Genomic DNA, 11907 nt, shown 5'->3' with positions numbered 1-11907 from the left:
ACTCGTTACCGCATTTTCGACCTGGTCCCCATGTGGAATATAGTGTCCATCTTGGTGCGGCCGGATTGCCAGAAAACGACAGCAGGAAAGACCCGCGCGGCCAGTCCAATCATGGCATAGGGAACCAATCTACCCATATCGTTGAAGCCGCGCAGAAAACTGGCCGGTTCATAACGGTCACAAAGCTTCTTCAGGCGCAAAAGATGGGCTGCATCCAAGGGGCCGGTGCCGCCGATGGACAAACCGACCCCGTGGACCGAGATTTCATAATCTGCTCGCAGCGCCGTCAGCATTGCATGAGGGGCACCACCATCTCCCATATAGTTTTCCGCGTGAACTTCGAAAAAACCCACATCTGGACAGGTTTCGCGGATGTCAGGGAAATGTTCGTGTTTGAAGCCCAGTCCGGGCAAAGCGGGCAGTGTCATATTGATCTTGGTCCATCGGGGATCGGTTGGGCAGGTGCGACCGAATTTGGCCGCACGTGCAAGCAAGGGCGGTTCGATTACATCTCGATCGGCTCCAGGCTGCCATGATGGCCAGCAGGGGTTTCCATTTCGGGGCAAGTGCCGGCCGGGACAAGTTTCCAGGCATTCCCCTGATAGTCCTTGGTGGAGGTGCCGGCACAGGTCGTGCCCGGTCCGGCTGCGCAGTCGTTTTCACCGGCCAGTGCAACCCCGTAGCATTTTTCCATCTTGGCCTTGCTCATGCCCGACTTTGTATCATCGGCATGGGCAGCCCCGGCCAGCGAAATAGCAGCGGCAAAGGCGGTGGCGATTTTCGTGGTTGTCATCAGATATCCCTCATCTCTGAAGCAGACGGCGATTGTCGCGGTCTCGCAGGGCTATTCGTCACGGGCTGGCGCGGCGTTGCGTGCTTCACGAAAACGTGATCGTTCGGGGTGTGATCGCCCAGGGTTCTGTTCTGGCAGCATGGCTGCGTGCAGATCGTGGTCCGTCATACCCGTCCTCAGCCTGACTGAAGGTATCACAACCGCGCAAACCGTCGATGCGCCGCGCGCTGCAGAAAAAATATCCAAAGCCTGTAAGCTATCGGCGGGTTGGTGCGAATAGACAAATGAACATGTCGATCAATGACAATCCCTGGGCCGGCCTGCTCTGTGCCGCGATGGCGGGTGACAAGACCGCCTATGCGCGCTTCCTTCACGAGGTTGCGCCGGTGATACGCGGTATTGTCCGCGCCAAGGGTGCAGGGATCGATACGTCAGAGCAAGAGGATATCGTGCAGAATATTCTGCTGGCAATTCACCTGAAGCGCGGGACATGGAGGCAGGATCAGCCGCTGCGACCTTGGCTTTACGCCATCGCGCGCTACAAAATCGTCGATGCGTTTCGGGCGCGTGGCCGACGGGTTCATCTGCCCATTGAGGATGTTCAGGACGTTCTGCCCGCGCCTGAACGCGCGGATCCGTTTGAACATCGCGACGCGCTGAAAACCATTGCGCAACTGGACCCGCGATCGGCCGAAATTTTGCGCAGGGCAGCATTGCAGGGGGAAAGCCCGGCCGAGACCGGTCAATGCCTGAACATGAGCGAAGGGGCCGTACGCGTAGCTTTGCACCGGGCGCTGACCCGGCTGGCCGCGCTGCGAACGCGAGAGAGCATATGAGGACCGAAGATCTGATTATCGCAATGGCCGCCGACAATCTGTCGAGCCCGTCGATAGGCACCTTGATCATGCGCCGGTTTCTTCCATCCATCGCGTTGGTGGTCTTGGCGGTGCTGGTCGTTCTGGGACCGCGCAGCGATCTGGCGGTGGCGCTGACGGCGCCTGTAACGGCAATGAAATACCTGCTGCCACTGGCGCTTGCCCTGTTTGCGGGCATGGCTGTTTTTTGCCGGGCGCGTCCCGAGCAAAGGGCGGGACGACTGATCTGGCCCATAGCGCTGATCTGTGCCTTGGCGGCAATCTGGCTCGCAGCGACGATGGCAAAAATGCCCGCGACCGATTGGTGGCCCACAGCACGCGGGCAGTCATGGCGTTTTTGCCTGATCGCGATTCCCTTGATCGCGCTGATACCGCTGGCGGGCCTGATCGCTGCCCTGCGCAAGGGTGCCTCTACCGCGCCGATGCGCAGCGGCGCCTTGGCCGGGCTGACTGCGGGCGCGGCGGCCGCTGCCATCTATGCCCTGCACTGCACCGAAGACAGCCCGCTGTTTTTCCTGTGCTGGTATGGTCTTGGCATTCTGGTGGTCACGGTGATCGGTGCCTTGGCTGGTCGGCGTTGGCTGCGCTGGTAGATCGCGGCGCGTCGCTTTTTCAAGATGTCATAGCATCATCCCGCAACCATAGAGGTAGGGTTTTAGCAACCCGCATGTGCATATGGCGATAGGGCGCTGCTAGCGTAAGCGCGGACCCACGGTTGTGTAAGCGAAAGAAATACGATCTTCGGTAACAAGAAGTTTGGGTTTGAGCCTTGTTAGGCGGGGGAACCGATAGGGAGGCCCGCGGTTGTCACGGATGCCTCGCGACAATGAGTTATTAACTTCGTCAGATCACAAACCCTGTCACTTGGACAGATCAGGGGCGCTACCCTTTGGTAGGCGATCAGAATTGGGCCGGACTGAATTGGGCTGGACTGAATTGGGCTGGACTGAGGCAACCAGATGAATTTGTTGAATGGACATAACAGTATGCATAGTCACGGTGGCACTCGCTGACGATAGGTGCCCCTTCTAGGCGGTCGTGATGCGATAGCCCTGCTGCGCATATGCGAAATCGATGCCTGACTGCCTGTTCGGTCGCGCAATCCCGGAGATATCAACTATGGCTAGACGCCGAAAAATCAGCGCAGGCGCGCGTCGGATTCGAAAAGCCAATTCGATTCTGACCGGCGGAATGAAACTTGCGGCAAGCTTCGCCTCAACCGCGCTTCAAGCTATGGCTTCTGCCAACCCAACCACGCCGAAAAAGCAACCGGTCAAAAAGAAAGCCTATGCGGCCACCGCCTCAAAGGCCAAGAAAGCCACCGTCACATCTCGTGTGAAGCCGGCATCAAGCTTTCGTGCCGGCGTGCATGATTGCGAGCACGGCAGCAGAGCTTACAAGCTTTTTAAGCCAGGTATGGCAATGGCATTGCCGAAGCCACCGCCTTTGCTGGTCATGTTGCACGGTTGCGGTCAGACGCCCGACGACTTTGCCAAGGGCACACGAATGAACATTCTCGCCAAGAAAAATGGCATGATCGTCGTCTATCCGGCCCAGTCCCGTGATGCGCATCCAAACCGCTGCTGGAACTGGTTCCATCGTGACAATCAAAGTCGTGATTCAGGTGAACCTGCGATCCTGGCCAGTCTCACGCGCAAAATTCTTCAGTTGCATGGTGCGGATCCGGCGCGGGTGTACATTTCCGGCCTGTCGGCAGGTGCATCAATGGCCCTGATTATGGCCCGCGAATACCCTGATCTTTTCGCGGCTGTCGGGGTTCATTCGGGCCTGCCGAGTGGGTCGGCGCAGGATCAGGGTTCGGCCCTGATGGCAATGCAGCGCGGAAACCCCGGCCGACGGCTGCACCACACGATGCCGACAATCGTCTTTCACGGCAGTCACGACCGTGTCGTCAATCCGCGGAATGGCCGACTGGTCGCGATCCGGGCACGAGAGGCGTATCAATCGTTACGCGGCACTGAAAGCGCCGGTCGGGTTCCCAACGGCAGGTATTATCGCAAGGCCGTCCATCGTATCGGGGCAGGGCGACCTTTGGTCGAACATTGGAACGTTTCCGCCTTGGGGCACGCCTGGTCGGGCGGCTCGCCGACAGGTCGTTTTACCGATCAGAAGGGACCAGATGCATCGCAAGAGATGATCCGCTTTTTCCTACGTCACAGCCTGTCGTCGCGGAGGCGCGCGGCGTTGGCCCGGGTAAATGCCGCTGTATTGGCTGCAGATCAAATATGAATGCGCTGATGGCGATACCGACGCTATCTGTAACCTTTGCGCTAACCTGGAAATCTTCGTGATCATCACGAAACCGGTATGTCGTTCTTTTGCCGCAACGATTTTAGTCCGTGCGGCACGGAGGCGGTATTCAGAAGGGCTTTGCCGTCGACAGTTGGTTCTGCTTGATCGGTCGCACGAGCATATGGGGGCAATTCTCACGGTGAGATTTGGCAGGTTGCTGGCTGGCATTCTGGCTTGGAATGACAGATTCGTGCGAAGGTGACCACGTTCTTTTCCTTCGTTGAAAGCGCCTGCATCGTGATCTGATCATTCTGCCTTCGGTATGTGCTGCCAGACCGGTGATAGCCAGACAGATCCCAGTAAGGGATCGTGTTGGCGGCCAAGAGCCAGCTATGTAGCCGGTCTATGGCAAGATTGCGCGTAATCGCAGTCATCCATGGCCGTGGGCTGGCCACATGCGCCATGGATGACGGTGGCACCCATCCCGTTAAGACGATGGGAAATTGTGATCTGAATCTGACACTTGACGGGATATGGTGAAGATCAACGACACGGTCACCGCAGCCGACCTTCAGGCTGGAAACGGCGGTGTTCACGTCGTGAATGGTGTTCTGCTTCCGGCAATGTAATCCGGGGAGCGGACACCTGACGCGTCCGGGCGGATTTCACGCACTCGCCCGGACGTTTCTTGTATGCGCAGCGAATGATAACGGTCCGTGCATTGTCGCGTATCAGCGGATTAGAATAGTGTGACAACAGTGCGCACCGATCGAGTGCGGCGAGAATGCGGTGATCGCGTCATCGGCATTCATCGCGCGGATGGATCTGTCCGGCTGATGGCGTGTAACGACCAAATCGACCCGACATGAAGAGTTGCGCAATTTGTGAATCCTGGGCGCTGCCACACCGGATTTGACCAGTGTGACGTCGAGCACCGCCTTCTTCCACCAAAGTTGGCGAGGAGGGTGCCCGGAAACCCGGGGCTATTCGGTTTGTGCGCCACGAACCCTTCCGGGCAGTCGAGACCGTGGATCAGCCACTTTGGGCATTATGGGCACGAGGGCTAACCAGGTTGGGGCAGGGGCTGCATGATACAGGGCACCTCAATGCGCAGGGAAGGCCCGCTTTTTTCGTCTATGGTCTCGAACACACGGCGCAGCATGGTGGCAACATCCTGTCGGGCCATGCCGACATTCTGCGGCAATAGCGCCGCGAAAGGGTCCCAGTCAAAGCATCCCAAGCGGACGCGATCCATGTCGATCATGTTGCTTAGCCAGCGGACCACACCCTCCATGGTGATGGTTGAGTTCACGAAAATACCGAATTGTCGGGGAAACTCATGCCCGACCAACGCTGCGGCGGCTTTGTCGGCTGAATAGCCCGGCATGATGATCCGATCTTTGGGCACAGAAAGATCGATCTCGTCATGGGCGGCGCGAAAACCGCGCAGCCGTTCCATGCTGTTATGGTCATGTGGGCGACCGCCAATGAACCATAACGGCACCGTCGCGCCAAAATCCTGCGCCACCCGCGTCAGGATCAACCGTGTCAGATCGCGCGCGCCGCTAAAATTATCCGAGACAATCGACGGAGCCTTATTGCCCGGCAGATCGAGATTGACGGCATTGACCCCCGCCGCCGCACAGAAATCGGCGATCCGGTCCGGGTCGGTTGCCCCGGTGACGACCAACGCTTCGGCTTGATAGGAAATCATTTCGCGCGCCGCTTCGAGTTCCAGGTCAGGGTCGCGCTGCGTGCAGGTGATGATCGGAAACAAACCACGGGCGCGGGCCATGGCCTCGAACTGTTCGGCGATGGCGCCAAAATAGCGGTTGTCATATTTGGGCACGATCATGCCGATGATATGCGACCGCTCACGGCGTAGCATGCTGGCTTGCAGGTTCACCGCATAGCCCTGCTCGGTGGCGATCTGCGTCACGCGCTTGGCCGTTTTTGCGCTGATTCGCCGTTTCTTCCACGTGCCATTCAGAATTGCACTGACCGCGCTTGGACTGGTCCCGGCGATCTGTGCGAGATCGTAGATCGTTGGTCGTCTTGAAGAATTTTCGCTGTTTTCGGCCATCAATCCCGTTCCGAAAGGGCGGCGAAATGCGCGCCGATCGCCTTCATCTTGACAGGCTGAAACCGTTAAGACAATCTATGCTACATCGATTGAGCAAGTATGCTGCATCGGTTGCGCCAATGGGAGAGGGCGGGAGGAAGACGGATCGGCGCATGCTGCGGATTGTGCCGCGGTTGCGCCCAATGCGGCTTCTTCTCGTGACGGAACATCATGTTGGGGCATGTCGCAAAGGGAGGAGACACAAGATGAAAACCAAATATTCCACAGCTGCTGTATCCGCTGTTATGGTCGGCCTGTTCGGCGCGACCGCGATGGCGCAAGAGGCCGCAACCGTGGCATTCCTGATGCCGGACCAGGCGTCGACCCGTTACGAGGAACATGATTTCCCCGGCTTCCAGGCCGCGATGAAGGAAATGTGCGCCGATTGCACGGTGATCTATCAAAACGCCAATGCCGATGTGTCGTTGCAGCAGCAGCAGGTGAACTCGGTTATCGCGCAAGGGGCAAAGGTCATCGTGCTGGACCCGGTGGATAGCGCCGCGGCAGCCGGTCTTGTTCAGATGGCGCAAAGCCAGGGTATCAAGATCATCGCCTATGACCGTCCAATCCCCACCATGCCCGCCGATTACTATGTGTCGTTCGACAATGAGGGCATTGGCAAGGCCATCGCGCAATCGCTGGTCGATCATCTGAAAGCCGAAGGCGTCGAGGCCGGTTCGGGCGTATTGCAGATCAACGGTTCGCCCACGGATGCGGCGGCTGGCCTGATCCGTGACGGCATCGATTCTGCGCTGGACGGGTCGGAGTACAAGACCATCGCCGAGTTTGACACGCCGGATTGGGCGCCGCCCAAGGCGCAGGAATGGACCGCCGGCCAGATCACCCGTTTCGGTGATCAGATCACCGGAATCGTTGCAGCGAATGATGGCACAGCGGGTGGCGCGATTGCGGCGCTGAAGGCTGCGGGTGTCGATCCGGTGCCGCCCGTCACCGGCAATGACGCGACCATCGCGGCGCTGCAACTGATCATTGCGGGGGATCAATACAACACCATCTCGAAACCTTCGGAGATCGTGGCCCGCGCCGCCGCCGAAGTCACCGTGGCCTTCCTGAAGGGAGAAACGCCCGAGCCTAAAACGACCCTGTATGACACGCCCTCCGAACTGTTCGTGCCAGCGGTTGTGACGCGCGAAAACATCAAGGCCGAGATTTTCGACAAGGGAGTCCAGACCCCGGAGGAGGTCTGCACAGCGGATTACGTCGAGGCCTGCAAGGAACTGGGCATCACCCAATAGACCCCCACATTCCGGTGCGCGGCCCCGGTCGCGTGCCGCTTTTTTCCGGGCGAGGAGACTTCACATGGCCACCAGCCAACCCATCATGCGTGCCGCCAAGGGTGAAACGATCCTGAAGCTGCGCGGCGTATCCAAGCAATTTGGGGCCGTGTCTGCCCTGACCGATATCGACCTTGATATCAATGCGGGCGAGGTTGTGGCGCTTGTCGGCGACAATGGCGCAGGCAAATCCACGCTGGTCAAGGTGCTGGCGGGGGTGCATCAACCGACCACTGGCAGCATCGAATTCATGGGCCAGCCGGTCAGTATCGACAACCCCGGCCGGGCGCTGGAAATGGGCATCGCGACGGTGTTTCAGGACTTGGCGCTCTGCGAAAACCTGGACGTGGTCGCCAACCTGTTTCTGGGTCACGAATTGCAGCCATGGGCGCTGGATGAGGTGCAGATGGAGGTTCGCGCATGGACCCTGCTGCGCGAACTGGCGGCCCGCATCCCGTCAGTCCGCGAGCCCATCGCCTCGCTTTCCGGCGGGCAGCGGCAGACGGTGGCAATTGCGAGGTCGCTGCTTCTGGACCCCAAGATCATCATGCTGGACGAACCGACCGCCGCCCTTGGTGTGGCGCAGACCGCCGAGGTCCTGAACCTGATCGAACGGGTGCGCGATCGCGGCCATGGCGTCGTGCTGATCTCCCACAATATGGAGGATGTCCGCGCCGTCGCCGACCGCATCGTTGTGCTGCGATTGGGGCGCAATAACGGCATCTTCACTGCCGAGACCTCGAATTCCGAATTGGTCGCCGCCATTACCGGCGCGACTGAAAACGCCGTGTCGCGCCGCCGCGCCCGCAAGGAAGACCAGGAGCATTTCGCATGAGCGATCAAAATAAACCTGCCGCGCTTGACCGGTCCGACAGCCGCGTTCGCCATGACGAAGGCATCGGCGGCGCTATCCGCGCCTTTATCGACCGGGTTCGGTCGGGTGATCTGGGCATGCTGCCGGTCGCCATCGGCCTTATCCTGATCTCTGCCGTTTTTGCCTCGTTGAACCCAGTGTTTCTGGCACCCAACAACCTCGTCAACCTGCTGTTTGATGCCGCTGCGGTCGGCTGCATCTCACTTGGCATCGTCTGCGTGCTGATCCTGGGTGAAATCGATCTGTCTGTGGGGTCCATGAGCGGTCTCGCCTCGGCTTTGGTAGGCGTCATCTGGGCCAATATGGGCATGCCGGTGGTGCTGGCGATTCTGGCGGCACTGGCTGCGGGTGCGGTCATGGGGATGATCTATGCCACGCTCTTGAACAAGTTCGGGATGCCCAGTTTCGTCTCGACCCTGTCGGGTCTGCTGGCGCTGCTGGGGATGCAGCTTTACATCCTGGGGCCGACCGGCTCGATCAATCTCAGCTATAATTCGGCGCTGGTGAAATTCGGGCAGATCCTGATCATGCCGCATTGGCTCAGCTATTTGCTGGCCATTCTGCCGGGTGCTGTGATGATCGTCATGGGCCTTGGCACAATGCGCAGACGGGCCGCGGCAAACCTGTCCAGCCCCGGTCTCAGCGTGTTGCTGGCCAAGGCGGCGCTGCTGACCGCCGCGCTGCTGATCGCGGTGATCTATCTGAATCAGGGGCGCGGCGTGCCCTATATGTTCGGGCTGTTCGTGGCGCTGGTGGTGTTGATGAACTATCTGCTGACCCGCACGAAATGGGGCCGGTCGATGTTCGCCGTTGGTGGCAATCGCGAGGCCGCGCGCCGTTCGGGCATCAACGTCAATCGCATCCGCATGTCCGCCTTCATGCTGTGTTCCAGCCTTGCGGCCTTTGGCGGGGTACTGGCCTCGGCCCGGTTGGCGACATCCAGCCAGCAGGCGGGGACGGGCGACGTGAACCTGAACGCCATTGCGGCGGCGGTCATCGGCGGCACATCGTTGTTTGGTGGTCGCGGATCGGCCTGGTCGGCGCTGTTGGGGATTCTGGTCATCCAGGCGATTTCCAACGGGCTGACGCTGCTGAACCTCAGCTCGTCGCTACGCTACATGATCACCGGCGCGGTGCTGGCGATTGCGGTCATCGTCGACAGCTTGGCCCGTCAATCCCGCGCCAGCCATGGCCGCTGAAGAAGGAACGAACGAATGGCTGATTTGATGAAGGGCAAGGTCGCGGCGATCACCGGCGCGGCCTCGGGGATCGGGCTGGAATGCGCGAAAACCCTGCTGGCCGAGGGCGCGACGGTGGTGCTGATCGACCGCGCGGGCGACAAGCTGAACACGCTCTGCGCCGAGTTGGGGCCGAATGCCAAGCCGCTGGTCATCGACCTGATGGATGGCGCGCAGGTCGACGGCATGGCCGCCGCCATCGAGGCGCTGGCCGGGGCGCCGCTGGACATCCTGCACGCCAATGCCGGCGCCTATATCGGCGGCCCGGCGGCGGAAGGCGATGCCGACGCCTGGGACCGGATGCTGCATCTGAACATCAACGCCGCCTTCCGCTGCGTCCGCGCCGTCCTGCCCGGCATGATCGCCCGCAAGACCGGCGACGTGATCTTTACCTCATCCGTCGCGGGCGTCGTTCCGGTGGTGTGGGAGCCGGTCTATACCGCCTCCAAATTCGCGGTTCAGGCGTTCCTGCATGCCACGCGGCGGCAGGTCGCGCCTCATGGCATCCGCATGGGCGCGGTGCTGCCCGGCCCGGTGGTCACGGCTTTGCTGGACGACTGGCCCAAGGCCAAGCTGGAGGACGCGCTGGCCAATGGCTCTCTGATGCAGCCGAAAGAGGTTGCCGATGCGGTGCTGTTCATGCTGTCGCGCCCGCGCAATGTGGTGATCCGCGATCTGGTGATCCTGCCGAACAGCGTCGATCTGTGACGCCCCTCACGGGAAGGAAGTGACCATGACCGACGCCGTTTTTCTGGGCGTGGATGTCGGCACCGGCAGCGCCCGCGCGGGGCTCTTCGATGCCGCGGGCACGATGTTGGCCTCGGCCAAGCGCGACATTCGGATGTGGCGCGAGCCCGGCGATATCGTCGAGCAATCCAGCACCGACATCTGGTCCGCCATCGTGGCGGCCACGCGCGAGGCGGTGGACCGGGCCGGGATCGACCCGGCCCGCGTCGCCGGGATCGGCTTTGACGCCACCTGTTCGCTGGTGGTGCTGGGCGATGGCGGGGCGCCGCTGACCGTCAGCCCCTCGGGCGATCCGGCGCGCAATATCATCGTCTGGATGGATCATCGCGCCATCGAGCATGCCGAGCGGATCAACGCCACGGGCCACCCGGTCCTGCGCTATGTCGGCGGTGTCATCTCGCCCGAGATGGAGACGCCCAAGCTGCTGTGGCTTCGCGAAAACATGCCGTCCACCTATGACGCGGCATGGCAGTTCATGGATCTGGCGGATTTCCTGTCATGGCGGGCGACGGGCGATCTGGCGCGGTCCACCTGCACCGTCACCTGCAAATGGACCTATCTTGCGCATGAAGACCGGTGGGATCCGGATTATTTTCGCACCATCGGGCTGGGCGATCTGGCTGATGGCGAATTTGCCCGTATCGGGCAAAACGTGATCGCCCCGGGCACGCCGCTTGGGCAGGGGCTGTCGCAGCAGGCGGCGGCGGAACTGGGCCTGCCTGTTGGCATTCCGGTTGCCGCCGGGCTGATCGACGCCCATGCAGGCGGCATCGGCACCGTGGGGGCCGAGGGCGTGCCGCAATCCAATCTGGCCTATGTCTTTGGCACCTCGTCCTGCACCATGACTTCGACCAGCGAGCCGGTCTTCGTGCCGGGGGTCTGGGGGCCATATTATCAGGCGATGGTGCCCGGCCTGTGGCTGAACGAGGGCGGGCAATCGGCGGCGGGCGCGGCGATTGACCAGCTTCTCAGCTTCCACCCCGCTGCGTCCGAGGCTGCGGCGGCCGCCAAGGCCGCCGGTCAGCCGCTGCCGGTCTGGCTGGCTGGTCGCGTCAGCGATGCCTCGACTGCCATCGATCTGGCACGTGGGCTGCATGTGGTGCCCGAGTTCCTTGGCAACCGCGCCCCCTTTGCCGACCCCCATGCCCGCGCGATCATCGCCGGGCTGGGCATGTCGCGGGATATCGACAGCCTCGTGGCGCTCTATGTCGCAGGCCTCTGCGGAATCGGTTACGGGCTGCGCCAGATCATCGAAACGCAGGACCAGGCGGGGGCGTCGGTCGATCGCATCGTGATTTCTGGCGGGGCCGGCCAATTGCCGTTGGTCCGGCAGTTGTTGGCCGATGCTGCGGGCAAGCCGGTGGTCGCCGTCAGCGTCGAAGAGCCAGTGTTGCTGGGCTCGGCTATCATAGGCGCGGTGGCCGGCGGGGCTTTCCCCTCGGTGCCAGAGGCCATGTCCGCGATGACGCATAAAGCGTCGGTTTATCACCCTGATCCGCAGGCGGCAGCGATCCATCGGCAACGCTATGACGCGTTTTGCACGTTACAGGAAGCTGGTCGCAACCTGCGCGGCTGAACCTTTGCGGGGGGCAATACCGTTCCCGACCTGACGCCCTGCGACGGGCGCAGCCCATTTCGCTGTGATCGACGTTCATGCGCCTGATCCGCTGGATCAATGGGGCGTCGGGCGGCCAAGAAACGCGGTGCGGT

The 11907-nt window shown here is 61.1% G+C and carries 11 protein-coding genes; 8 read left to right on the top strand and 3 right to left on the bottom strand.

Features of this window, described 5'->3' with window-relative positions; genetic code table 11:
• Positions 1–5 precede the first annotated feature (5 nt).
• Positions 6–428 carry a multinuclear nonheme iron-dependent oxidase gene (locus tag H4P12_RS19170; protein ID WP_187793425.1) on the bottom strand — a complete coding sequence of 141 codons (423 nt, stop codon included), beginning with the start codon at positions 426–428 and terminating at the stop codon, positions 6–8.
• A gap of 77 nt (positions 429–505) precedes the next feature.
• Complete coding sequence (locus H4P12_RS09315) at positions 506–793, bottom strand: BufA1 family periplasmic bufferin-type metallophore (RefSeq protein WP_187793424.1); 288 nt, start codon at positions 791–793, stop codon at positions 506–508.
• 290 nt (positions 794–1083) lie between these two features.
• Here H4P12_RS09315 and H4P12_RS09310 point away from each other — a divergent pair, with 290 nt between their 5' ends.
• From H4P12_RS09310 to H4P12_RS09300, 3 genes are all read left to right on the top strand, one after another.
• Positions 1084–1629 (top strand): sigma-70 family RNA polymerase sigma factor, encoded by a 546-nt coding sequence (locus H4P12_RS09310; protein WP_187793423.1) that lies wholly within the window; start codon positions 1084–1086, stop codon positions 1627–1629.
• A complete protein-coding gene (locus H4P12_RS09305) occupies positions 1626–2261 on the top strand; it encodes an NrsF family protein (RefSeq protein WP_187793422.1) in 636 nt (211 codons plus the stop codon). The genes H4P12_RS09310 and H4P12_RS09305 overlap by 4 nt, the downstream gene beginning before the upstream one ends.
• A 481-nt stretch (positions 2262–2742) precedes the next feature.
• A complete protein-coding gene (locus H4P12_RS09300; protein ID WP_187793421.1) occupies positions 2743–3918 on the top strand; it encodes an extracellular catalytic domain type 1 short-chain-length polyhydroxyalkanoate depolymerase in 1176 nt (391 codons plus the stop codon).
• 1066 nt (positions 3919–4984) lie between these two features.
• Here the strand turns inward: H4P12_RS09300 and H4P12_RS09295 are convergent.
• Entirely contained in the window at positions 4985–6004 is a 1020-nt protein-coding gene (locus H4P12_RS09295; protein ID WP_187793420.1) for a LacI family DNA-binding transcriptional regulator, read from the bottom strand.
• A 245-nt stretch (positions 6005–6249) separates the two neighbouring features.
• On the opposite strand from H4P12_RS09295, the gene H4P12_RS09290 reads away from it, so the two are divergent.
• From H4P12_RS09290 to H4P12_RS09270, 5 genes are all read left to right on the top strand, one after another.
• A complete protein-coding gene (locus tag H4P12_RS09290; RefSeq protein WP_187793419.1) occupies positions 6250–7299 on the top strand; it encodes an ABC transporter substrate-binding protein in 1050 nt (349 codons plus the stop codon).
• Positions 7300–7363: 64 nt separating this feature from the next.
• Entirely contained in the window at positions 7364–8173 is an 810-nt protein-coding gene (locus tag H4P12_RS09285) for an ATP-binding cassette domain-containing protein (RefSeq protein WP_246449217.1), read from the top strand.
• Entirely contained in the window at positions 8170–9411 is a 1242-nt protein-coding gene (locus tag H4P12_RS09280) for a sugar ABC transporter permease (RefSeq protein ID WP_187793418.1), read from the top strand. Before H4P12_RS09285 ends, H4P12_RS09280 begins: the two co-directional genes overlap by 4 nt.
• A gap of 15 nt (positions 9412–9426) precedes the next feature.
• Entirely contained in the window at positions 9427–10158 is a 732-nt protein-coding gene (locus tag H4P12_RS09275) for an SDR family oxidoreductase (RefSeq protein ID WP_187793417.1), read from the top strand.
• A gap of 25 nt (positions 10159–10183) precedes the next feature.
• Complete coding sequence (locus H4P12_RS09270; RefSeq protein ID WP_187793416.1) at positions 10184–11773, top strand: FGGY-family carbohydrate kinase; 1590 nt, start codon at positions 10184–10186, stop codon at positions 11771–11773.
• Positions 11774–11907: the final 134 nt, after the last annotated feature.

Source organism: Paracoccus amoyensis (genome assembly GCF_014490725.1).
Lineage (GTDB): Bacteria > Pseudomonadota > Alphaproteobacteria > Rhodobacterales > Rhodobacteraceae > Paracoccus > Paracoccus amoyensis.
The sequence above is the reverse complement of the archived record's forward strand: the minus strand, read 5'-3'. Positions and strand labels throughout refer to the sequence as shown.

Excerpts from the sequence above, each read along its gene's own strand:
- H4P12_RS09310 (WP_187793423.1), top strand. The coding sequence starts at position 1,084 with ATGTCGATCAATGACAATCCCTGGGCCGGCCTGCTCTGTGCCGCGATG.
- H4P12_RS09270 (WP_187793416.1), top strand. The coding sequence starts at position 10,184 with ATGACCGACGCCGTTTTTCTGGGCGTGGATGTCGGCACCGGCAGCGCC.
- H4P12_RS09280 (WP_187793418.1), top strand. The coding sequence starts at position 8,170 with ATGAGCGATCAAAATAAACCTGCCGCGCTTGACCGGTCCGACAGCCGC.
- H4P12_RS09285 (WP_246449217.1), top strand. The coding sequence starts at position 7,364 with ATGGCCACCAGCCAACCCATCATGCGTGCCGCCAAGGGTGAAACGATC.
- H4P12_RS09295 (WP_187793420.1), bottom strand. The coding sequence starts at position 6,004 with ATGGCCGAAAACAGCGAAAATTCTTCAAGACGACCAACGATCTACGAT.
- H4P12_RS09290 (WP_187793419.1), top strand. The coding sequence starts at position 6,250 with ATGAAAACCAAATATTCCACAGCTGCTGTATCCGCTGTTATGGTCGGC.
- H4P12_RS09275 (WP_187793417.1), top strand. The coding sequence starts at position 9,427 with ATGGCTGATTTGATGAAGGGCAAGGTCGCGGCGATCACCGGCGCGGCC.
- H4P12_RS09300 (WP_187793421.1), top strand. The coding sequence starts at position 2,743 with ATGCCTGACTGCCTGTTCGGTCGCGCAATCCCGGAGATATCAACTATG.
- H4P12_RS19170 (WP_187793425.1), bottom strand. The coding sequence starts at position 428 with ATGACACTGCCCGCTTTGCCCGGACTGGGCTTCAAACACGAACATTTC.
- H4P12_RS09315 (WP_187793424.1), bottom strand. The coding sequence starts at position 793 with ATGACAACCACGAAAATCGCCACCGCCTTTGCCGCTGCTATTTCGCTG.
- H4P12_RS09305 (WP_187793422.1), top strand. The coding sequence starts at position 1,626 with ATGAGGACCGAAGATCTGATTATCGCAATGGCCGCCGACAATCTGTCG.